At 68.4% G+C, this 21990-nt stretch carries 17 protein-coding genes and 1 pseudogene; 14 read left to right on the forward strand and 4 right to left on the reverse strand.

Annotated elements, in window-relative coordinates; all coding sequences use genetic code 11:
- The 8 genes and pseudogenes from MNY62_RS12830 to MNY62_RS12865 all read left to right on the forward strand — a co-directional run.
- Window positions 1–273 (forward strand): annotated as a pseudogene (locus MNY62_RS12830) (Ohr subfamily peroxiredoxin); the annotation flags it as partial.
- A gap of 210 nt (window positions 274–483) precedes the next feature.
- Window positions 484–957: a VOC family protein gene (locus tag MNY62_RS12835; RefSeq protein ID WP_242344573.1), complete on the forward strand. Its 474-nt coding sequence runs from the start codon at window positions 484–486 to the stop codon at window positions 955–957.
- Between the two features lie 462 nt (window positions 958–1419).
- Window positions 1420–2079 (forward strand): VOC family protein, encoded by a 660-nt coding sequence (locus MNY62_RS12840; RefSeq protein WP_242344574.1) that lies wholly within the window; start codon window positions 1420–1422, stop codon window positions 2077–2079.
- On the forward strand, window positions 2076–3638 hold the full coding sequence (locus tag MNY62_RS12845; protein WP_242344575.1) for a nitrilase-related carbon-nitrogen hydrolase: 1563 nt from the start codon (window positions 2076–2078) through the stop codon (window positions 3636–3638). Before MNY62_RS12840 ends, MNY62_RS12845 begins: the two co-directional genes overlap by 4 nt.
- Before the next feature lie 9 nt (window positions 3639–3647).
- Entirely contained in the window at window positions 3648–5141 is a 1494-nt protein-coding gene (locus MNY62_RS12850) for an amidase family protein (protein WP_242344576.1), read from the forward strand.
- Between the two features lie 242 nt (window positions 5142–5383).
- A complete protein-coding gene (locus MNY62_RS12855; protein ID WP_242344577.1) occupies window positions 5384–6373 on the forward strand; it encodes an alpha/beta fold hydrolase in 990 nt (329 codons plus the stop codon).
- A gap of 36 nt (window positions 6374–6409) precedes the next feature.
- The gene (locus tag MNY62_RS12860) at window positions 6410–7372 is read left to right on the forward strand and encodes an NADP-dependent oxidoreductase (RefSeq protein ID WP_242344578.1); all 963 of its coding nucleotides are present in this window, start codon (window positions 6410–6412) and stop codon (window positions 7370–7372) included.
- 87 nt (window positions 7373–7459) lie between these two features.
- Complete coding sequence (locus MNY62_RS12865; protein WP_242344579.1) at window positions 7460–7846, forward strand: hypothetical protein; 387 nt, start codon at window positions 7460–7462, stop codon at window positions 7844–7846.
- A 90-nt stretch (window positions 7847–7936) separates the two neighbouring features.
- Here MNY62_RS12865 and MNY62_RS12870 read toward each other — a convergent pair whose 3' ends face one another.
- A complete protein-coding gene (locus MNY62_RS12870; RefSeq protein ID WP_242344580.1) occupies window positions 7937–8551 on the reverse strand; it encodes a dihydrofolate reductase family protein in 615 nt (204 codons plus the stop codon).
- A 785-nt stretch (window positions 8552–9336) separates the two neighbouring features.
- Entirely contained in the window at window positions 9337–9690 is a 354-nt protein-coding gene (locus tag MNY62_RS12875) for a DUF2200 domain-containing protein (RefSeq protein ID WP_242344581.1), read from the reverse strand.
- Window positions 9691–10090: 400 nt separating this feature from the next.
- Here MNY62_RS12875 and MNY62_RS12880 point away from each other — a divergent pair, with 400 nt between their 5' ends.
- From MNY62_RS12880 to MNY62_RS12895, 4 genes are all read left to right on the forward strand, one after another.
- Entirely contained in the window at window positions 10091–10675 is a 585-nt protein-coding gene (locus MNY62_RS12880) for a hypothetical protein (protein ID WP_242344582.1), read from the forward strand.
- A gap of 124 nt (window positions 10676–10799) precedes the next feature.
- Window positions 10800–12191, forward strand: coding sequence for a sigma-54 interaction domain-containing protein (locus MNY62_RS12885; RefSeq protein WP_242344583.1), 1392 nt, complete (start codon window positions 10800–10802; stop codon window positions 12189–12191).
- 270 nt (window positions 12192–12461) lie between these two features.
- Entirely contained in the window at window positions 12462–13931 is a 1470-nt protein-coding gene (locus MNY62_RS12890) for a hypothetical protein (RefSeq protein ID WP_242344584.1), read from the forward strand.
- 87 nt (window positions 13932–14018) lie between these two features.
- Window positions 14019–15026, forward strand: coding sequence for a prenyltransferase/squalene oxidase repeat-containing protein (locus MNY62_RS12895; RefSeq protein ID WP_242344585.1), 1008 nt, complete (start codon window positions 14019–14021; stop codon window positions 15024–15026).
- A 285-nt stretch (window positions 15027–15311) separates the two neighbouring features.
- On the opposite strand, the gene MNY62_RS12900 is transcribed toward MNY62_RS12895, so the two are convergent.
- Together MNY62_RS12900 and MNY62_RS12905 are read right to left on the reverse strand one after the other, a co-directional pair.
- The gene (locus MNY62_RS12900; protein WP_242344586.1) at window positions 15312–16256 is read right to left on the reverse strand and encodes a hypothetical protein; all 945 of its coding nucleotides are present in this window, start codon (window positions 16254–16256) and stop codon (window positions 15312–15314) included.
- A 655-nt stretch (window positions 16257–16911) separates the two neighbouring features.
- On the reverse strand, window positions 16912–17376 hold the full coding sequence (locus tag MNY62_RS12905) for a hypothetical protein (RefSeq protein ID WP_242344587.1): 465 nt from the start codon (window positions 17374–17376) through the stop codon (window positions 16912–16914).
- Window positions 17377–17827: 451 nt separating this feature from the next.
- On the opposite strand from MNY62_RS12905, the gene MNY62_RS12910 reads away from it, so the two are divergent.
- Together MNY62_RS12910 and MNY62_RS12915 are read left to right on the forward strand one after the other, a co-directional pair.
- Complete coding sequence (locus MNY62_RS12910) at window positions 17828–20743, forward strand: pre-peptidase C-terminal domain-containing protein (protein WP_242344588.1); 2916 nt, start codon at window positions 17828–17830, stop codon at window positions 20741–20743.
- A 171-nt stretch (window positions 20744–20914) separates the two neighbouring features.
- Complete coding sequence (locus MNY62_RS12915) at window positions 20915–21814, forward strand: transposase (protein WP_242344589.1); 900 nt, start codon at window positions 20915–20917, stop codon at window positions 21812–21814.
- The last annotated feature ends 176 nt before the right edge of the window (window positions 21815–21990 follow it).

Genomic DNA, 21990 nt, shown 5'->3' on the forward strand with positions numbered 1-21990 from the left:
GCTTGTTTTGAAACCGTGCTCCGCATCCTCGGGCAGCGCATGAGCCTCACGGCCGACGATGCCGTCATTGATTCCACGGTGGCGTTGATTCCAATCGAGAATGGGCGTTTCAAGCTCGGCGTCGAGCTCGACATATCATTGCCGTCCATCGCCGATACGCAGCAGGCCATCGACCTCGTCAGAAGGGCCCACCAGACCTGCCCTTACTCCGCCGCGGTCCGCGGAAACGTCGAGGTCGCGCTCGTGGTGAATGGGGCGCTGGTACGCGAATAGCTCGGGGACGCGAGCCCCGACGGCGCCCGGTGACGAACGTTCAGCGGCAGTGGCATCGCCTTCCGACGGTCGTCGCATCGCTGGGCGCTGGACGGTTCCTGGTGCAGCGGGCGGCGGCTACGACTAGCACCTCACGGATCGACTGCCCCCTGGCATCGGCCGACATGGCCTCACCCCAATACCGACCGCTCCCGAACGGAGGACGAGCACATGGCCAAGAACACGATCGTTCTGTGGTACGACAAGGACGCCGAGGCCGCGGCCCGCTTCTACACCCAGACCTTCCCAGATAGCGCGATGGGTCGCATTTTCCGCGCGCCCAGCGACTACCCCAGCGGCAAGAAGGGCGACGTGCTGACGGTCGAGTTCACCGTAGCTGGGGTGCATTGTATGGGCCTGAATGGTGGACCCGAGTTCAAGCACAACGAAGCGTTCTCGTTCCAGGTCGCGACCGACGACCAAGAGGAGACCGATCGCTACTGGAACGCGATCGTCGGCAATGGAGGCCAGGAAAGCGCGTGCGGGTGGTGCAAGGACAAGTGGGGCGTGTCCTGGCAGATCACGCCGCGGGTCCTGACCGAAGCGCTCGCGGCAGGGGGTGAGGAAGCGAGGCGCGCTTTCCAGGCGATGATGCCCATGAAGAAGATTGACGTCGCCACGATCGAGGCCGCGAGGCGTGGCTGACGCTTCGACTCTCCTCATCACGCGTCGCGACCTGCCCAGGGGGAGCCGCGCTGGGCCTGCTGAGCCCAGGGGACGCACACGGGCGGGAGCTCGCGCCACGCCCGAGCGGGCGAGGGCGGCGGTAGCAGCCTGAGCCTAGCAGGGCCTCGGAGCCGATTGAGTAGCCGCCGTGCCGGAGGATCGGCAATTGCCGAGTTCTCGGCGTGCGCCTGCGGGCCCACCGGCGGGCGCTCGACCGGCGCCCACCGCAGGTCGCGTCGTGCCACGGACCGACGCGACTCACGATCCGGTCGCAGCCGGCGGGCATGCCACTTGCTGCTCCAGCGAGCGTGGGCGGGCAGCGCGCGTCACGCTCATCGCGAACCGAAGCGTCGACCGGGTCGCTGCCACACGCGCGGCCGACATAGCGCGGATGCATCGTTCCATGACGGAGAGCACGCAATGGCCGAACCCCAAGTCGACATGAGGCTCGAAGTCGCGATGCTCGGCGTTTCCGACGTCGACCGTGCGAAGACGTTCTACGAGAATCTCGGCTGGCGGCTCGACGCCGACGTCGCGAGCGACGGCTTCCACGCCGTGCAGCTGACGCCGCACAACTCGGAAGCCTCGATCATCTTCGGCAAGGGAGTCACTTCGCCCAAGCCTGGCTCGGTGGACAGCCTGGTCCTCGTCGTGAACGACCTCGAGGCCGCCCGCAAGGACCTGATCACCCACGGCGTCGAGGTGAGCGAGATCTTCCACTACGCCGGCGGCCCCTTCAACACCTCCGTGAAGAGCTCACGCGTCAGCGGGCGCGACCCGCAAGGTCGTCCCTACCACTCGTTTGCCTCGTTCGCGGATCCGGACGGGAACGAGTGGCTGCTCCAGGAGATCCAGACGCGGCTTCCCGGCCGCGAGTGGACGTCGACGCGAGCACGAGCGACAGACGTCGCAACGCTTGCAGAGCTCCTCCACGAGACGGCAGAGCACCACGACGACTTCGAGAAGACGCACGCCGAGCACCACTGGTGGGATTGGTACGCGCCCTACCTCAGCGCCCGTCAGAGCGGCAGCAGTCCGGAGCAGGCCGCCGCCGCCGCCGGCCGCTACATGGAGGACGTCGTTCATGTTCCTCCCCGATGACGCTGTTGCTGGACGCATCGGCCGGACCGCGCCAGACGCTCCGGAAAGGGAATCACATGAGATTCGTCAAGGCCGCTGCCGTTCAGATGAGTCCCGTGCTCTACAGCCGCGAGGCAACGGTCGCGAAGGTCGCGCGGAAGATCCACGACCTCGGGCAGCAGGGCGTGCAGTTCGCCACGTTCCCAGAGACCGTGATCCCGTACTACCCGTATTTTTCCTTCGTCCAGACTCCCCTGCAGAACATCGCCGGACCCGAGCAACGGAAGCTGATCGAGCAGGCCGTGACGGTGCCGTCCCCCGCCACGGAGGCGATCGGCGAAGCTGCCGGACAGGCGGGAATCGTCGTGTCCATCGGCGTGAACGAGCGCGACGGCGGAACCCTTTACAACGCCCAGCTTCTCTTCGATGCCGATGGGACCTTGGTCCAGAGGCGCCGCAAGATCTCGCCCACCTATCACGAGCGCATGATCTGGGGCGAGGGAGACGGTTCGGGCCTGCGCGTCGTCGACAGCGAGGTCGGCCGCATTGGCCAGCTGGCCTGCTGGGAGCACTACAACCCCTTGGCGCGCTACGCGATGATGGCCGACGGCGAGAAGATCCACTCGGCCATGTATCCGGGCTCCATCTTCGGAGAGCTGTTTGCGCAGCAGACGGAAACGAACGTCCGGCAGCATGCATTGGAGTCCGGGTGCTTCGTCGTCACCGCGACGGCCTGGCTCGACCCCGATCAGCAAGCACAGATCATGAAGGACACCGGCTGCAGCATCGGGCCGATCTCCGGCGGCTGCTTCACCGCGATCGTGGCTCCCGACGGGACCTTGCTGGGCGAACCCATCCGCTCGGGTGAGGGCGTGGTCATCGCCGACCTCGACTTCACGCTGATCGACAAGCGCAAGCAGCTGATGGACTCGCGCGGCAACTACGCCCGGCCGGAATTGCTCAGTCTCCTGATCGACCGCACCCCGACCGCCCACGTTCACGAACGCGCCGCGCACGCCGGGCGAGCCGCCGAGCAAGGCTCCGAGGAGCTCCTCACGACGGTGGCCGGACGTGGAAGGAGCGAGAGAACAACCACAGAGGTCCAGGTCCGGAGAATCAGCGTCGTCTCGTCTAGCCCATTCGAGGAGACCGTCAGGCGCCTCACGGCGACCATCGGCCGTCCTGACATGATGGCGTTCCACAACGCGCTCGAAGCGGCAGCGAGCGTTGCGGAGCTGGAAGGGATCGTTCGGGCGGCCATCGGACCCTCGAACCTGATGGAGTTCGTCCGCTTCGACGCCGGCGAGGTCCTGCGCAAGGAGGGAGGCGGTCGAGTCCCGAGGATCCTCCGCCTCATGGTCGGTAATCCGCTGATCATGAAGGAGATGGCCAGGACGACTCCCGACGCAGCATCCTACGCGCCAGTGACGATCCTGATCGACGAGCGCACCGACGGGGTGCACCTCTCCTACGACTCGATGGCGAGCCTCATCGCTCCCTACGGCAGTCAGGCGGCACTCGTCGTCGCCAGGGATCTCGACGCCAAGGTCGAGCACCTGCTCGAAACGGCGGCGCGGTGAGAGGCAGGGATGGAGAAGCACCGAACGTTGTCACGCAGCGGCGCTGAGCTGCACGACCTCGGCCTCGTCGCGGCAGCACGTGCAATCCGGAACGGCGACGTTTCCTCCGAGGATCTCGCCGGCCGGCTGCTGCAGCGGGCGCGTGCGCACGCCGACCTGAACGCCTTCATCACGATCGATGAAGTCGCCGTGCTGGAGGCCGCCAGGCACGCCGACCGTCGGATCCGAGGAGGACGCAGTGCTCCCTTGCTCGGTGTGCCTCTCGCGGTGAAGGACAGCTATCTCACGAAGGGGCTGACCACCACCTTCGGCACCTCCGTGCTGGCGAATTTCGAGCCGATGCGCGACGCCTTGGCGGTTTCGACGCTAAGGGAGGCGGGGGCGATCATCTTCGGCAAGAACAACCTCGAGGAGATGTCGTACGGCCTCACCGGGCTCAACGCGCACCATGGCCAGGCGAAGAACCCGTACGACGAGGCTCACGTGACGGGCGGGTCCTCCAGCGGGTCGGGTGCCGCGGTGGCTGCCCGCATCGTTCCCGCCGCGCTCGGTGGGGACACCGTCGGCTCGATCCGTGTTCCTGCCTCGTTGTGCGGTGTCGTTGGGTACAAGCCGACGCCGGGCCGCTGGCCGACCCGGGGCGTCGCGCCGATCTCTGGAACCCTGGACACGACCGGTCTCCTCGCGCGCAGCGTCGAGGATTGCGAGCTCGTGGATTCCATCCTCACCGGAAGCCCGCTTCGAAGCGCGAACGCAGCTCGCGACCTGACGGGCGTCCAGCTCGCCTACGCGCCCCGGCAGCATCTGGCCGGTGTGGACGTTCGGACGGAGACTGCGTTCCGCGAGACAATGCGCAAGCTCGAAGACGCAGGGGCCGGGCTGGTGGAGGTCGATCTGGGTGGAGACTTCCTGGACCTGACCGCTCGCACGACGTGGCCCATCTTCTTCCACGAGACGATGCCCGCCGTTCGGGAATTCCTCGCCTCCAACGAGGTGCCCGTTTCCTTCGAGCAGATCCATGCGGGCCTTGGTGAACACATCAACGCCAGCTGGTCACGCGCCGTCGTGCCCTCCGGCGCAGACTACGTCTCTGAGGAGAAGTATCTCACCGCGCTGAACGCGGGCAGGCCAGAGCTGCGCCGGCGGCTCGCGTCGATTGTATTTGGACGCGCCGATGCGCTGCTCTTCCCGACGACGCCGTGTGCAGCGCCCCGGATCGAGAATCAATGGATGTTCCAGGTCGGCGGCAAGGACGTCAGCGACATCTTCCTCGCCCGGAACACGCATCCCTCGAGCTCCGCCGGCATACCGGGGATCAGCCTTCCAATGGCACTGAACCCGGAAGGGCTTCCGCAGGGCCTCGAACTCGATGCGGCCTCCGGACGCGACCGCGACCTGCTCGTCCTGGCGCGCCGAGTTGAACAAGTGATCGGGCTGGTGCCCCGACCCGCTGGGATCCAGGGAGACGCGAGTTCGCGTCATGGCCCGACGCGCCCTCCTTGAATCGATTCGCGGCGGAAGCGTGCCGAACTGATCGGCAATTGCCGAGTTCTCGGCATGGACGCCTCGCCTCCCGCGACCCGGCAGCCCTCCCGACGGGCTCGCCGAGATCTCGCCGGTTCTGGCACAGCGGATGAACACGTCGGTTGAAGGCAGGTGGCGCTCGGCGAGGCGCGAGCGTCCCCTCCCCGGATGATCAGGCCTGTCCAACCGAAGGTCGTCAAGCCTCGTGAAAGGATCCCGTCATGAGTTCACGGTCCACGCACGTCACCCCGGAAGGCCCGGGCTCCGTCTCCGGTGCGCCCAATCTCCCGGCCGGGTTCACCGACACGTTCACCAGCCGTTACATCGACACCGACGGCCTCCGCCAGCACGCGGTGATCGGAGGCGAGGGGCAGCCGCTGCTGCTGGTGCACGGCTGGCCCGAGAACTGGTACGCTTGGCGGCTGGTGATGCCGGTGCTGGCGAAGGACTTCGAGGTCATCGCGGTCGACCAGCGCGGTATCGGGCTGTCCGACAAGCCGCAGGACGGGTACGACACTGGCACCCTCGCTGGCGACCTGATCGCGCTGATGGACGCGCTCGGCCACGAGCGGTTCGCCGTGGTCGGCCACGACACCGGTTTCGCGATCAGCTACGCGCTGGCCGCGGATCACCCGGACCGGATCGACCGCGTAGCCCTCGCCGAGATCCCCGGGCCCCCACTGGCGAGTGCGTCACCGCCCCTGTTCGTTCCCGCGCCGCTCAACGCCAAGCTCTGGCACCTCTTCTTCAACCGCGTCGAGAAGCTGCCGGAACAGCTCGTCGAGGGACGGGAGGACCTCTTCTTCGGCTACGAGTTCGCCATCCAGGGCGGGAAGCTGCCCGCCGACTTGATCGCGTTCTACGTCCGCCTTGTTTCCAATCCGGAAGCCCTGCGCGGCAGCTTCGGGTGGTACCGGGCGCTCGATGCGACCCTCGCACAGAACGAGCAGCGCAAGACCCGGCGGCTGAAGATGCCCGTGCTAGCGATCGGCGGAGCGGCAAGCTGGGGTGAACACGTCGGCGATGCGATGAAGCCCCTCGCCGACGACGTGCAGAGCGTGGTCATCTCCGGTGCGGGCCACTGGGTCGCCGAGCAGGCTCCCGAGGACATGCTTGCGGCGCTGACGGCGTTCCTGGCCCCGTACCGCGACGCGGCGGCGCACACACTCAGGCCGGATGCTGGCGCGGGGCCGACGCCTGCGTACCCGTGAACGGGATGAGCAGCTGAAGATCCCGGACCCTCAGAAATGACGAAGGCGACCATGAAGGCGATCCGTATCCACCGTCGGGGTGGCCCGGAAGCGCTCGTCTACGAGGATGCCCCGATTCCCGCGCTCCAGCCGGGCGACGTGCTGGTCCGCGTCCATGCCGCCGGGATCTCCCCGGCCGAGTTCACCTGGCAGATCTGGGAGACGCCCGAGGGCCGCAGCCGGCTTCCGTTGATACCCTCCCACGAAGTCTCGGGCGTCGTCGTGGCTGTCGCACCGGACGTGCGAGATGTCGAGGTCGGCGGTGCCGTCTACGGGCTGACCGACTTTTTTCGGGAGGGAGGAGCGGCCGAGTACGTAGCTGTGCGCGCTACCGACCTCGCCCCGAAACCCCGCAGCCTCGACCATGCGAGCGCCGCGGCAACCCCGCTCTCCGCCCTGACAGCGTGGCAGGCTCTCTTCGACCACGCGCGGCTCACGCCCGGGCAACGGGTGCTGATTCATGGCGCTGCGGGCGGTGTTGGCAGCTTCGCCGTCCAGCTCGCCCGCTGGCGCGGGGCGCACGTCATCGGGACTGCCTCCGCCCGCAACGTTGACTTCGTGCGAAAGCTCGGCGCGGACGATGTCATCGACCGTGAGGCAACGCCGTTCGAGACCGTAGTGCACGATGTCGACGTGGTCCTCGACACCATCGGCAGCACGATCAGGGAGCGGTCGTGGTCCGTTCTGCGGCAGGACGGGCTGCTCGTCACGATCGTGAGGCCGCCGCCGCCGGAGTGGGTGGCCGGTCGCGCGGTGAGAGGCTTGTTCTTCATCGTAGAACCGAGCCGCACACAATTGAACGAGCTTTCTCGCCTGATCGACGCCGGCATCATACGACCGATTGTCGAAGCGGTCCTGCCGCTCCACCAGGCACGCGAGGCCTATGAGCGGGGGATCAGGGACCACCCCCGAGGAAAGCTGGTCCTCGCGGTGGTGGGCGAGAACGGAGGAACCCGGTGAGATTCACGCCCTCGGCGTCCACGGGAGAGTCTGAAGCGAGTTCATCTGTCGGACACCGACCGCTGCCGGACCCTGTGGAGGCACGTCATGTACATGGGAAAGCCCTATTACCCGTTGTGGCTGGACAATCTGGCCGACGACGTCACCCTGGAGGGCGCGGCGATGCAAGGCGTCGCGCACGGCGCCGACGCCGTCCGGACCATCGTGGTCACCGCCCGCGAGCTGTATGAGCAGCAGGAGTTCAAGTTCACCGGCGACTACGGCGACAACGGCTTCCTCGAGGACTACACCTGCAAGATCCGCGGTGAGCCTACCAGCGTCGTCGTAACGGTCACCCGCAACGCCGCCGGGAAGGCCGAGCACGTGGTGGTGAACCACCGCCCACGCAGCTCGGTGCTCCTCTTCGCGCGGTTGATGGGCGAGAAGTTCGCCGGCCCCCCCCTCGCCAAGTACTTCATCACCACTGAGTCCTGAAACCGACGTATCCGGCCGCAGCACGACACCCAGCGTTCCACTCCGCTCAGGCAATAGCGACCGCCGGATCGGAGGTCGGGCAGAAACGATCTAGGTGCCCATCTGCCCGTACTCCGGTTTCCCGACGGGCTCGAACCGATGGTACGTCGCGCCCTTGCCGGTAGTGACCGACTCCACCTGTTTGAGCGCCACCGGCACCGTGCCGCTGCCGAAGAGCCTCTTGCCGGAGCCGAGCACCACCGGGTAGATGAACAGCCGGTACTCGTCGATCAGGTCGTTCTTCAGCAGCGTCTGGAGCAGGCCGGTGCTGCCCCAGGTGTGCACGGTCCGGCCGGGCTGCTGCCGGAGCTTCCGGAGCTCGGCGACGACGTCGCCCTTGATCAGGCTGGAGTTGTTCCAGGTGACGCGATCGAGGCTGCGCGACACCACATACTTTGGCCGCGAGTTGAGCGCGGTCGCGATTGGGTTGTTGGGGTCAGTGATCTTGGGCCAGTAACTGGCGAAGATGTCGTAGGTCCTTCGCCCGAGCAGGAAACCGTCGGCGTCCGTGATCCCCTCGGTGACCAGCCGTCCGGTGACGTCGTCGGAATAGGGGGCCTGCCAGCCTCCGTGCGCGAAGCCACCGTCGCGGTCCTCGTCGGGGCCGCCGGGGGCCTGCATGACGCCGTCCAGGGTCAGAAATGCATTCACGACGATCTTGGGCATACGCTCGTCCTCCACCAGGACCACGAACCACACCGGCCCGAATCGACAGACTCGGCACAGGAGAGATGCCCTCCCGACGAGCCGTTGGAAGGGAGGGCCCACGCATTCGACCCGGCGGCCGGGAAACGTCCATCGGTCGCGCCCCAAGCGAGCCGGCGCCGAGATCGTCGCCAGCGTCGAGGACGGCGGTCAGCCCGTCGCGCGCGAACACCTCGCCCGCGTCTCACTGCTGGGCACGACAGCCGGCGAGGTGCAGGCGGGCGACCGTGCACGCGCTGGTGAGTCCGGGAAGCTCCGGCACCGGCGCGTGGGGCTTCAGATCCGCGTGGCTGTCGGCGCTCGACGAGCTCCTCGCGGGCTCGCGACGAGCGCAGCGCCGCGCACGCCCTCATCGACGACGACGGCGATGACGGAGCACGTTCAAGAAATAGTTCGTGCTCGACGCGTGACTCTCGGCGCACCGACGATGAACCAGGACGCGAGCACGTCTGTGAGGCCCTTCCACGACGAGACCTGATCGATCGTCAACGTCGACGATCACGCCATCGAGCTCAAGCCAGGTTTGGCTCTGAAGTTGCCCGCGCTGCTTCTCGGCGGAGACGAACACGGTGCGACGTCGTGGGTCGTCCAGAGTTGACGCGGCCGCTCGATGTAGGACGTCACTTCGACTCGGATCCGACGTGCCGTCTACAGCTCACCAGGCGAGGCAACCTCTGGAGAGAGGAGCTCGGAGACGGCCGTACACGTGTTCCCGAGCAGTCACCTCGCTCGGTGCTGCGGCGCCGCTACCGCCGGAGGATGCTCGCCATCTTCTTGCCCTTGGCGAGCTCGTCGATCAGCTTGTCGAGGTAGCGGATCTTCTGCATCAGCGGGTCGGCAACGTCTTCCACGCGCACCCCGCACACCACCCCGGTGATGAGCCCCACGCTCGGGTTCATCCGGGGCGCCTGGGCGAAGAACGTCTCGACGTCGACCTCGGCGTCGATGGCGCGCCGAAGTTGCTCACCGCTGTAGCCCGTAAGCCACGTGATGATCTCGTCGACCTCTTCCTTCGTCCGTCCCTTCTTCGCTGCCTTCTGCACGTAGAGCGGGTACACGCTCCCGAACGGCGTGATGAAGATCCGTGGCTTCTTGTCCATGTTGGTCGATACAAGTACTTCTTCGAAACGCTCCTGACCAGCCTTCGAGCCGCCCTACTCGAGGCGGAGCCACTCGACGGATCTCAGAAGAAGTACAGGCCGTAGCCGACGCTGACGGGCACGAGCAGTCCGAGCCGGTTCGCCCCGCCGACCACGAACTGGAGCCGAGGCATGACGCTCCGCGCTCGATCAACCCGAAGAGGAACTCGGTCGCGCTCGCTTCCGGTGCCGCCCTATGCGCGGCGAGGCACCGACGAGCGGCTGCGCGTTGTCCGAGTCGTTCTCGTCCACGCGTTCTGCGCCGTCTCGAATCACGCACACCTGGTGATGCGCCGCACGCGACGCGCGGCGCCATGCCGCAGGCAGGTCCGGAGTCGTCCCCGCGATGATCACGCTCCCCATGTCCATCCCACAGCCGGAGCTCGTTGGCGGTCGGCAGCCCGCGCCCTCTTCACCTCTCGTCACGATCTTCCGCCGCCTGTCCGGGCCGGATGCGACCACCGCGGAGGCCACGGTCTGGCTCGCGGGTACGCTCGGCATCACTGCCGTCGCGGCCGTGGTCGCGGTCTCGCGGAGCCCGGGCTGGAGCGCGCTCCAGTGGGTGCTCGCGATGGGGATCGCGTTCGACTTCAGCGGCGGCGTCGTCTCGAACGCCACCTCGGCTGCCAAGCGGTCCGTCCACCGGCCCGGCCGCACCCGGTCCCGCGCGCTCTTCTACGCCGCGCACGTGCATCCGCTGGTGCTGCCGCTAGCATTCTCGGTTCCGTGGACGGCCGCTGCCGCGCTTTACGCGGGCATGCTTGCGGCGGCCGCGCTGGTCGAGCTCGCGCCCCGCGCCGTCGCCCAGCCGGTCGCGTTTGCCGCGGTCGCGGCCGGGCTCTTCCTCGCCTGCGGGGCCGGGTGGCCGATCGGGCTCGAGTGGTTCGCGCCGGTCTATCTACTGAAGCTGGTCGGCGCGTACGCGGTGCCGCCCGAGCGGAGCTGAGCTGACGCGCGATGCTCCTCACCGCAACGCACGTGACGAAACCGCGCACCCAGACTGAGCGGCACCCCGTACCCCTTATGGGGCACACGATTCCGGCCCGCCGCGGGCATCATGTCCCTTGGGCATGGCACCCCGGGCGCAGCCACACGAGGAGGCCTTCCAGGCAGTGACCGCCGCGTTCGCGTCGCTCGGGCGCGTGTGCGTGGCGCTCGACGCCGAGTACCGGATGCGGCACGTCTCTCCGCTGCTCGACGATCTACTCGGACCGGGGGCGGCCGATCGCTATCGCGGCCGCCCCATCACGGAGCTGCTCGGGTGCGAGCTCTTCGGCGCGGACGGGCCGTTCCGGGCGGCGCTCGCGGCGAGCGAGCGCCGCGAGGGCTGGCGCGCGTGGCTCCCGGATGGCGAGGGTGGGCGACGGCCGACGTCCGTCACCGCAGCGCCGCTGCGCCACCTCGGCGGCGCCTGCGATCGAGAGGCCCTCTATCTCATCGTGCTCCGTCCGGCGGATCCGGAGATAGGCGAGCCCGCCGGTCCAGCTCGCTCCACGGGCTTCGTCGCGCGGTCCCCTGCCATGGAGCGCGTGCGCCGCCTCGTCGAGAGCCTCGATCACTCCGACGTCTCCGTGCTCGTCGGCGGGGAGAGCGGCGTGGGCAAGGGCGTCGTCGCCCAGGAGATCCACGCGCGGTCGCACCGGCGCGAGCGACCGTTCGTGGCGGTCAACTGCGCCGCGCTCCCGGACGCGCTCCTCGAGTCGGAGCTGTTCGGGCACGTGCGCGGCGCGTTCACGGGCGCGCTGAGGGACCGGACCGGCCGCTTCGAGCTCGCCGACGGCGGCACGCTGTTCCTCGACGAGATCGGCGATCTCCCCCTGCACGTGCAGGCGAAGCTGCTCCGCGTGATCCAGGAGCGGTCGTTCGAGCGCGTCGGCGACAGCCGCACGATCACCGTGAACGTCCGGATCATCGCGGCGACGCACCGCGACCTCCGGCGCGAGGTCGAGGCGAGGCGCTTCCGCGAAGATCTGCTCTACCGGCTGCGGGTCTTCCCCATCGACATTCCACCGCTCCGCGAGCGCCGCGAGGACGTGGCGCCGCTGGCGCGTCACCTGCTCGCGCGCTCCGCGGCCCGCACTGGCCGCGAGCTGAGGATGTCGCCGGAAGCGCTGCGCCTGCTCGAGGAGTACCGCTGGCCCGGCAACGTTCGGGAACTGGAGAACGCGCTCGAGTACGCCGCCACGGTCGCGACCGGACACACGATCCAGCCGGAGGACCTCCCGTCCGAGGTCAGCGGTCCTGCCGCAGAGGCGCCGCGCGTGTCGCGCGACGCGCCGGAGGAGGCCGAGGACGAGGCGCGCGTCGCGTCGAGGCGGCGGGATCCGCCCGGCCGCGAGCGGCTGCTCGCCGCGCTGCAGGAGAACCGCTGGCACATCGGCCACACCTCGCGGGCGCTGTCGACCTCCCGGTCCACGCTCTGGCGATGGATGCGTGAGCGCCGCATCACGCGTTCCTCCTAGCGACGTCGCGTTGCAACCAGTTGTCGCGACAGCGCGGGCGTGTCACCTGCGCCGGCGCCCGAACCTCGCGAAATGACGGGCGCACGCCCCATGGCGTGCCCCTTGCTCATGTGATGCTCAGGCGACGCGACCGCGATGCGGCACGGTTCGGAGCCCGGGCGCGTCGTGCGCGCGGGCTTCGCCCCGAGCGGGGGACGTGTGCGCGCTCGCCGGCGTCTGCGCTCGGTGCGCCGGCGCCAGCGATCACGAACGAACGTTGGGAGGATGCACATGACAAGACGCACCCTCGCCGTCCTCATCGCCTCCGCCGCCACGCTGGCCTGCGGCGGCGCGACGGATGGCGGCATGAGCGAGACGACGCAGGCCGCGAGGAGCCCGGGCGGGACGCCGAGCTTCAAGATCCTGGCGAGCAACGATCTCGGGATGCACTGCGCGTGTCCGAGCTTCAGCACGTTCATGCTGCTGCCGCCGTACAACACGCTCCGCGCCCAGGTCTTCCAGACCGGAAGCCTCGACCCGGTGCTGCTCGGCGCGAGCAGCCAGTACAAGGTGACCTACGACGTCGTAGAGAACAGCGACGCGGGCCTGAAGGCGGACCCGTACTTCGCCAACTGGATCCAGAACGCCCCCAAGCTCTTCCCAGGCTTCGCGCCGGTGCGTGCCGACGGCCGCATCCAGGGGCTCACGGGCGCGACCTTGAGCGGCGACATGGAGCTCAAGACCACGGCGGCGACGACCTACTTCGAGAAGGCCGGCATCCCGGCCTATCCCGTCGTGACGGGAACGTCGACGGACATCATGACGGACCCGCTCGGCGGGCCGAAGCGGACGCCGTACCTCACCGGACGGATCAAGGTCGTGGAAACGGCGACCGGCAACGTCATGGCGAGCGATGACGTGACGGTGCCGGTCGCCTTCGGCGGCTGCTGCAACTGCCACGTGAAGCTCGCGGGCGAGTACGGGAAGCCCACGACGCCAGCGGGGTCGTTCGAGACCATGGGCATGCTGCACGCGCGCGACGCCGGGATCGACTTCTCCAAGCTCGATCCGGACGGCGACGGCGTGGGCGGCCCCATCCGCTGCTCGGTGTGCCACTGGGATCCCGCGATGGGCGAGAGCCAGGCGCCGGGGTTCGCGAGCGTGTACCCGAACTACCAGATCCTCGCGGGCGCCACGTTCACGAAGGCCGACGTGCGCGTCTCGCAGTACTCGTTCTCCGACGTGCTGCATCGGTTCCACGCGCAGAGCTCCGCGGTGCTCACGTCGTACGACGCGAACATCGCGAAGAACTGCTACGACTGCCACCCCGGCAACAACGTGAACTGCTACCGGGACACGCACACGCAGAAGACCAACGCGAGCGGTCAGCCGATCTGGTGCACGGACTGCCACGGGGACCTGAACCAGCGGATCGCGCAGAACCAGATGGCGCAGCCGTGGTCGGAGCGGACGCTGCCCACCTGCGGGCAGTGCCATGGGCCGAAGTACGGTGAGTTGTCCTCGACCGACCCGAACTCGCTCAAGCTCGGCATCTTTGGCAAGTACCTGAACTCGAGCGGCCACAAGTTCGACAAGGTGCTCTGCTCGTCCTGCCACGGCTCGCCGCACGGGCTGAACCCGTCGACGCTCGCCAAGGACAACGTGCAGAACATCGCGCTGCAGAACGACTCGCGGGCGATCGGCGTGTGCAACACGTGCCACACCGGCAAGTCGGCGTCGTGGGGAGTGCCGCCGCACTAGCGGCGTGACGGGAGCCGGTCGCGGGGGGCGCGCGCCTCCCGCGACCGCGCCATTCCACGGTCTTCTCGAAACACGGAGGCGGTTCCGATGACCCGACGGGTCGTGATGGTCTCGGTGGCTGTGGCGGTGGTGTGGGCGGGCTTGCTGGGCGCGGTGCTGCGGCTCGGCCCCCCGCGCCTGCGCGACCCGGCGCGAGGCGTGGCCGCCGGGGGCGCGCCCGACGCCGCGAAGACGCTCGGGTACCTCGAGCAGTGGGCCCGTCGCGATCGCTGGGACCGCTTCCCGGAGTCCCCCTCGTTCGCCTTCTACAACCTGTACGCGACGCGCGCGCTCGGCGGGGCGATCTCGCCGGAGCTCCGCGCCCAGGTGATCGACTACCTTCGCAGGTGCCAGGCGTCCGACGGCGGGTTCACCGTCGCGCCCGCGACGGGCGATTCGCACGTCGTGCCGACGCTCTACGCGATGCGCACGCTGGCCCTCCTCGGCGCGCTCGACGCGGTCGACCGGCCACGCGCGGTGGCGTTCCTCGCGTCGCTGGCGGGGAAGGACGGCGGCTTCCGTGGCCGCGTCGCGGAGGCGGACGCGTCGCTCGGCACGACGTTCCACGCGCTCGCCGCCCTCGAGATCCTGGGCGCGCTCGATCGCGTCGACCGCCCCCGCACCGCTGCCTTCGTGTCGTCGCATCGCGCCGCGGAAGGGGGCTTCTCGCTTCGCCCGGGCATGATCCCCTCGCCGGCCGCGACTCACATGGCGGTGCGGTCGCTGAAGCTCGTCGGCGCGCTCGATCCCGAGACGGCAGCGGGCGTGGCGCGTCACCTGGCGGCGTCCCGGTACTCGGGGCGGTTCCGCGAAGGGAAGTTCACCTCACTCCCCGAGATCGAGGAGGAGGCCTACGTGCTGGGGGCGCTCGCGGAGGTCGGCCGCCTGGACGTCGTGGATGGTACGGAGGTGGAGAGGTTCGTCACGACCCTGTACGTCGCGGAGAACGGCGGGTTCGGGCCGCAGCCCGGCCTCGGCACGACGCCTCCGAGCACGTACCACGCGATCGCGTGCCTCGTCGCGCTCGGGCGGCTCCCCGTGCCCACGGGAGGATAGGGCGGCGCGGCTCATCGTCCTCGCCTAGAGGCCCATCTCGGGTTCCCGCCCGGGTTCCCGCCCGACAGTACTGCCGCACGAACCGGGGTTCCCGCCCGACAGTACTGCCGCACGAACCGGGGTTCCCGCCCGACAGTACCGCCGCACGAACCGTCGGCCGTCCCGCGGACGGTCTCGCATCGCGTAAGCCCCCGTGATGACGAGCGACAACCGCGGCACGGCTCCTACCTGCCGTCGCCGCGTGACAGGAATTGAACCAGCGACCACGCCATGGACTCGTTCCGCCTACAACTGCACCCCGTACGCGGCTTCCCTGAACACCAGGACGTTCGAGTGGATGGTCGGCAGACCGTCGGGCAGATCAATATAGAACCCGGCCCGCCCTGACCCGTTCCCGATATAGGAAGTCGGCTGCACATAGACTCCCTGGATGCCCAAGATGCTATACGAACCGGCCGATTCAACGAAGACGACCGGGTAGTCGGGCGCTGTGATGTCAAGGGTGAATCCCGCCACGTCGGCGTTGATCAGGTCGACGGTGCCGACACCCAACAACGTAGGCGGAGTCACGGAAAAGTTGAGGTTGAGGTAACTCCGCCAAGATGCTGGGTCATTATCTTCGAACGTAATGAGGCCGACGTTTCGCGGGGGGAAGGTGACCGTGACTTGCGTCGAGAAGTTCTCCGCCAATGTCGTCCCGCTGCTGGGCACGAAATTCGCCAGCCGAACCTGTGCACCGATGCCGTTGAGCGTGAAAGACAAGGAGTAGAGGCCGGTGGCGTCTCGGCTCAAGACGCCGGTGAAGGGAACGGCAAAGCCGGAGTTGGTTCCGAAAATGCCCATGGCGAGCAGGACGGCTTTGGGGTCGATCATGCCACCGCTGCCCGCCCTGGGACACATGCCGATCAGGCTCTCGCCATCGAGGCCGACGGAAACCCTACATGACAGGCCAGCGCCGCAGTCTGCATCCGTGCAGCATTGTCCTGCGGAGGGGTCGTAGACGAAGTCTCCGTGGTTGCCGACGTGGCTCTTGACGGCGGCTTCGGGAAGCCTGAGGGGAACCCATCGCCCGCCGGCGCGGTGGCACACGGAGACCTCCGCCGCCGACATCGCGTGCGACTCCAAGGTCAACGCTGATGACGCATGCGACCCGCTCACGGGATCGGCAACGTCCGGCGCCCCGCAAGCCAGCAACAGGCAACCGGCAATAGCCATCGCTGTTCGCTGCATAGAGTCTCCTCTCGTCAAGCAAGCCGATCATGCTCCGGGCTGCACGACCATCAGGTCGGCTCCTGGGTAGGCCTCTGCGGTGTACGTCTCACCGGTGTGACCACCCGCCGCGTGGACGGCCGCGCGCTGCCGCTGATCGCCTGACGCGCTCCCCGGGTCCGTGGGCGAAGATCAGCCGGGACCGCCCCGCTCTGCCCGCCGCTCGCACGCACGCCGAGCGCGGGGGCCGGCACTCGCCGACACGTACCGGCTGATCCCGCGGTCCAACCCAGGCAAACCGGTTTCGAACCTTCGATGCGGCAGTCTAGAAGCTGCTGCCGATCTCGAACGCGCGAGCGAGGTCCATCTGAGCGGAAGTCTCCAGGCCCAAAAGCTACCGGCGACAGCCACCGCCCGGCATCCAGTCAGGTGGCCGCTTCGCGAGCCAGTCGCTCACGCTGCACACCTCGACCACGCCCGTTCGCTTGTCCGGGTCTGCCCCGACGAGCTTCGCCGCCGGGTTACTCTCGGGCCGGGCGCCCAAACTGTCGCGAAGAGCACGTCGCACGAGCCCCGCCGCCGTCGAGCAGCAACGGCGGCGGGGCCTTTCGTGGAGCGCGGCCGCACCGCAGCTCAGGTGATGGCACTCGCGCGGTCCGGCTCAGGTCGTCCCGTCTCAGTTGTCCTGGTAGCTGGGTTTCAGATACCAGACGCGGAGGTCAACCCGGTACTCGCCGGCCTTGCAGCCGACAATGGGTCCGCTCAAGAGCGCGCCCTGCCTGATCACCTCGAATCCCGTGATGCTGCAGTTCCCCCCGTCGAGGGTCGGGAACTGATAACAGAGCTGCCCCCTGGCTCTCTCGAGTGCGTTCAAGAGCGCGACTTCGAAGAAGTTGCCGCCAACCGGCGCGAGCAAATCCAGGCAGTTGGGGTAGTCGGGGTTCTCGGGGCTGCACTCAGGGGGCGGCTTGGGAAGATCCATGAAAGCGCAGCCAAAGACGTTGATGCTAGCGCAATAGGAGCCGTTGATCGGCTGACAGAACGGCGTGCTCCCACCTTGATCGTTCCCCCCGCCCGCTCGGGCGACGTCGGCGACGGCCAAACCTGCAAGTACCACCCCCACGAACAGAGCCCGCACCATGTCGCCCCTCCTTGCGTCGTGTTTCGACGCCGATCCAGTCACAGCCGACCTGCTCCCCGACGTCACCGCTGTCGAGCAATCACTCATTGTGTTCCCTGGGCGGCGCGTCCGTCGGAACGCGTCCAATGATTCCAGCGAGGAAGGCCCGGTGTCATCCCGCCCGGCGGGGCCTGTGACCGCTTTTCGCAGCGCTCGAATGCCTCGCATGCTCGCAAGCCCTCGTAGCGCCCGTACCAAATGCGAATGCGGTCACGAGACCGTCGCGCGGCGCGAGGCCGCGCGAACGTGGTAGTGCTCGCGGTGCATTGCCCGGTCACCATTGCCGGAGGCGTGCCGGTGGCGCGGGCGCGCGCCGCACCCTTCGATGGAAATGGCGGCCGAGCGCCTATCGGATCCATCTTCACCTGTCGGCGACTCGTCCCTGTGCGGATGCAGACGCGACGGGGTGACCATGAAAGCGCAAACGATCCGGTTCGTCATCGCCGTCGTCGCTGCGACGCTCGCTTGCGGGGACTCGGGCGAGATCGGAGAGCAACCGCTCGCATCGGCATCGGTGCTCTCGGACGCGAAGCTCGAGGCGAGCACCGTCCCGAGCGCAACCGCCTGCTCCCCGCTCCAGAACGGCGTGGCGCTCCCGAGCCTGTCGGCCCCGGCGGGCGCGACGCCCTGCTTCGTGATCAGCGTGCCTGCCGATCAGAGCTGGCTCACCGTGAGCGTGAGCGGCGGGAGCGGCAACGCCGATCTCTACGTGGCGGTCAACGCCGTCCCCACCCTGAGGGCCTACGACTGTCGGAGCGCGCGCACCGGAAACGACGAGGCGTGCACGATCGATGCCCCCGCCGCGAACGCCTCGTACTACGTGATGCTGTACGCCCGCAGGGCCTTCTCGGGCGTCAGCCTCACGGCCAAGTACAGCGGCGCGAGCGCGTGCGTCCCGCTGCAGAACGGCGTCGAGACGAAGCTGGCCGCCGCGAAGGCGGATCGCCTTTGCTATACCGCCGACGTCCCTGCCGGTCAGGCCTCTCTCACCGTGCGCACCAGCGGAGGGGAGGGAAACGCCGACCTGTACCTCCGGTCCGGCGCGGTGCCGACCTTGAGAACCTTCGATTGCCGGAGCGCCGGCAGGACCACCATCGAGTCGTGCACGATCACCAGCCCCGCGGCTGGGACCTGGTACGTGATGTTGAACGCGACCACGGCCTTCTCTGGCGTCGCCCTGACGGCCACCTCCAATCGAGGGAGGCTCGTCCTCGTCTCGGGTGGAGACCAGGTCGGGTCGATCAACACCATGCTCCCAGAGCCGGTCGTCGTCCGGCTCGAGGACCTCGCCGGCGTGCCGCTGTCGGGCCAGACCGTCGGGTTCCAGGTGGTCGCCGGCGGGGGATCCGTGACGGCCAGCTCCGTCACGACCGCCAGCGACGGGACGGCCTCCGTTCGCTGGACGCTCGGGCCCACGGCGTCGCTACAGCAGCTGAGGGCGTCCGCGACCGATCCGCTCACCGGGGAGACGCTGACGCTGACGATCTCGGCCCAGGTGATGAGCGCGGTTGGCGGGTCCCTGGTGGTGAACTCGCTCGAGGACATCGTTGCCCCACCGCCCGGCACCGTGACGCTCCGGTCGGCTCTCGCCGCGGCGGCGTCCGGCGACACGATCACCTTCGCCCCCGGCCTCGACGGCGGGACGATCCAGCTCGGCCTCGTCGGCGCGGAGCATTCGATCCTGCCGGGCGAGGTGTACTCGGGCATGACGTACGCCGGATACCAGGACCGCGACTACGGCCGGTCCGCACTGTACGCGCACAGGAACGTCGTCATCGACGCCTCGATGCTGCCGAAGGGGATCACGCTTCGCTGGAACGGCGGCGCCGCGCTCCACGCGCGCGTGCTCGCCGTCTACGGCAACCTGACGATGACGAACGTGACCATCTCCTCCGGGTACTCCGCCGCCGAGGCGACGGGAAACACGGCCCAGCCGTACACGCTCGCGCGGGGCGGCGGGCTCGCGGTGTGGGGAACCGCGACGCTCACCCGGTGCACGATCGCGGGCAACACGGTCGAAGGCGACACGAGTGCGAGCCGGGACCGCGGCACCTACGGCGGCGGGATCTACGCCAACGGGCTGAAGCTCCTGGATGTCATCGTGAGCGGCAATGCCGCCATGGGGTACGGAGCCGCGGGTGGCGGCATCTACTCGGTGGGGGGAGCGAGGCTCGGCCCACCCTCGAGCTTCATCGGACAGGGCAATGACACGTCGCTGAGCCGGTGCACCATCAGCGGAAACAGGGTGACTGCCCAGCACGCATACGGCGGCGGCATCTTCACGCTGTCCGGCGGGCCGGACAACCTGGCCACGATGTACGTCTCGAACTGCACCGTGGCGCGCAATCTTGTCGAGGACAACACGGCCCTGCCCCAGACCGGGCAGTACTACTACCGCGGGGGCGGCATCTACATGGGCGGCGGTTCGCTCTACGTCGTCGCGAGCACCATCGCCGAGAACGAGGTGAACGGTCCGTCGCCCGACGTTCCTTTCGGCGGAAAGCCCAACGTCGGCGGCGGCGGGGTCGCCGCCACGATCGGGAACGCGCACACGGTCGAGTACGTGTACCTGCAGAACTCGATCGTCGTCGGGAACAAGCTGAACGGCGCCGCGGAGGACTGGTTCCCCGGCTCCATCCTCGATTTCCGCAGCCGCGGATACAACCTCGTCGGGCGGATCGACTTCGGCCAGATCCTCGTGCCCGTCCCCGCCTGGATGGATCTCAACAGGAGACGCTGGCCGAAGCTGGGAGACGAGGAGGCGATCGCGCTGGCGGACGCGCTCGACCTCAACGGAGCCCATCGCTCCGACTCGGTCATCTCCGTCGGCACCGACACGGGAGAGCACGCCGTGCTCTGGTATCCGCCTTCGACGAAGGCGATCGACAAGATCCCTGACGGTCAGTACACGCTGACGTACGTGGACGGCGGCTACTCCGGCTACGGTGTCGCGACCGACGACTTCTTGCGCCAGGTGATCCTGCAGCTCAGGAAGCAGTACGGCTCGATCCTGGGCAGTGACTTCGGGAGCGCGCTCATTCCACCGACCGGGACGACGTGGTACGAGCAGCCCGTGATCTGGCCGTCGGATCCGAACAACGAGAAATGGATCCAGTTCTGGCGCGCCCTCGACGTCGAGCTCGCCGGCAGGCTCGGACAGGTCGGCCTGGGCGACGGCTTCTGGGGGACCTTCCGCAGCGGGCCGGTCGGCAACGAGTGGATCACGATCCAAAGGGCGAGCTCCACGTTCGGCCACGTGGCGACGGACCAGACCGGCAAGGCGCGCCCGAGCGGTGCTCTCGTGGACATCGGCGCGATCGAGAAGTAGCCCGGAACCCCGCCCGACAGTAGGAACCCCGCCCGACAGTACCGCCGCGCGAACCCCGCCCGACAGTACCGCCGCGCGAACCGCCGACCATCCCGCGGCCGTTCTCGCATTGCGTAAGCCTCCGCGATGACGAGCGACGGGCGCGGCACGGCCTCTGCCTGTCGTCGCCCCGTGACCCCGCCCCGTCGCGTTTTGCCCGGAACCACCTACCTCGTGACGCGCCGCTGCTCGGAGCGACGCTTCTTCCTGCGGCCGAGTCCGGTCGTGAACGAGATCTTTCTCTACGTCCTCGCCGTCGCCGCGCGCCGCTACGGCGTCCTCGTCCACGCGTTCTGCGTCCTCTCGAACCATGCACACCTGGTCCTCACCGACCCTGACGGCCGTCTCCCCGCATTCATGCAGTACCTCGACTCCCTCGTCGCGCGAGCTGTGAACGCGTCCCTGGGACGCTTCGAGGGCTTCTGGGCCACCGACGGAAGCTACAGCGCGGTCGAGCCGCTCGACCCGGAGGACGTCGTCGCCAAGATTGCCTACGTGCTCGCGAACCCGGTCGCCGCCGGCCTCGTCCGCCGCGGCGCCGAGTGGCCGGGCCTCTGGACCGCGCCCGAGCAGCTGGCGGGCACGAAGCTCTCGGTGCGCAGGCCCAAGGTCTTCTTCGACCCGAAGAGCTACCTGCCCGACGTCGCGGAGCTCGAGCTGACCGTCCCTCCCGGCTTCGCATCGGCGGAGGACTTCCGCGCGCTCGTATCGGAGGCGCTCGACGGCCTCGAGGAGAAGCACCAGCGGGAGCTCGCCTCGGAGAGGCGCAGGTTTCTCGGAGCTGCGCGCGTCCTCGCCCAGAACCCGTTCTCGCGTCCGCCGTCCGGCGAGCCGCGCTTCGCGCTCAGGCCGCGGATCGCCGCCCGCGATAAGTGGAGGCGGATCGAGGGGATCTTCCGCTTGAAGACGTTCCTGCGCGAGTACCGGCAGGCCTGGACCGCGCGGCTGTCGGGCGCGTCCGACGTGAAGTTCCCCGCGGGCACCTACCTCCTCCGCCTCATGCACGGCGTGCAGTGCGCCGGCGCTGCGTAGGTCGCTCGGCGCTCGATCATCGAGCCGAAGAAGAACTCGGTCGCGCTCGCGTCCGGCGCCGCCCCATGCGCGGCGAGGCGCCGACGAGCGTCTGGGCGTTGTCCGAGCCGTCCACATACCGGTTCGAGCGGTGCACACGGTCACTTGTTTCGGCGCCGGCGCGCCCCTTCCGCACA

The sequence above is a fragment of the Anaeromyxobacter terrae genome (genome assembly GCF_022690685.1).
Taxonomy (GTDB): Bacteria; Myxococcota; Myxococcia; order Myxococcales; family Anaeromyxobacteraceae; genus Anaeromyxobacter; species Anaeromyxobacter terrae.

Coding starts and splice junctions, on each gene's coding strand:
- MNY62_RS12835 (WP_242344573.1), top strand. CDS start 484: ATGGCCAAGAACACGATCGTTCTGTGGTACGACAAGGACGCCGAGGCC.
- MNY62_RS12840 (WP_242344574.1), top strand. CDS start 1,420: ATGAGGCTCGAAGTCGCGATGCTCGGCGTTTCCGACGTCGACCGTGCG.
- MNY62_RS12845 (WP_242344575.1), top strand. CDS start 2,076: ATGACGCTGTTGCTGGACGCATCGGCCGGACCGCGCCAGACGCTCCGG.
- MNY62_RS12850 (WP_242344576.1), top strand. CDS start 3,648: ATGGAGAAGCACCGAACGTTGTCACGCAGCGGCGCTGAGCTGCACGAC.
- MNY62_RS12855 (WP_242344577.1), top strand. CDS start 5,384: ATGAGTTCACGGTCCACGCACGTCACCCCGGAAGGCCCGGGCTCCGTC.
- MNY62_RS12860 (WP_242344578.1), top strand. CDS start 6,410: ATGACGAAGGCGACCATGAAGGCGATCCGTATCCACCGTCGGGGTGGC.
- MNY62_RS12865 (WP_242344579.1), top strand. CDS start 7,460: ATGTACATGGGAAAGCCCTATTACCCGTTGTGGCTGGACAATCTGGCC.
- MNY62_RS12870 (WP_242344580.1), bottom strand. CDS start 8,551: ATGCCCAAGATCGTCGTGAATGCATTTCTGACCCTGGACGGCGTCATG.
- MNY62_RS12875 (WP_242344581.1), bottom strand. CDS start 9,690: ATGGACAAGAAGCCACGGATCTTCATCACGCCGTTCGGGAGCGTGTAC.
- MNY62_RS12880 (WP_242344582.1), top strand. CDS start 10,091: ATGTCCATCCCACAGCCGGAGCTCGTTGGCGGTCGGCAGCCCGCGCCC.
- MNY62_RS12885 (WP_242344583.1), top strand. CDS start 10,800: ATGGCACCCCGGGCGCAGCCACACGAGGAGGCCTTCCAGGCAGTGACC.
- MNY62_RS12890 (WP_242344584.1), top strand. CDS start 12,462: ATGACAAGACGCACCCTCGCCGTCCTCATCGCCTCCGCCGCCACGCTG.
- MNY62_RS12895 (WP_242344585.1), top strand. CDS start 14,019: ATGACCCGACGGGTCGTGATGGTCTCGGTGGCTGTGGCGGTGGTGTGG.
- MNY62_RS12900 (WP_242344586.1), bottom strand. CDS start 16,256: ATGCAGCGAACAGCGATGGCTATTGCCGGTTGCCTGTTGCTGGCTTGC.
- MNY62_RS12905 (WP_242344587.1), bottom strand. CDS start 17,376: ATGGTGCGGGCTCTGTTCGTGGGGGTGGTACTTGCAGGTTTGGCCGTC.
- MNY62_RS12910 (WP_242344588.1), top strand. CDS start 17,828: ATGAAAGCGCAAACGATCCGGTTCGTCATCGCCGTCGTCGCTGCGACG.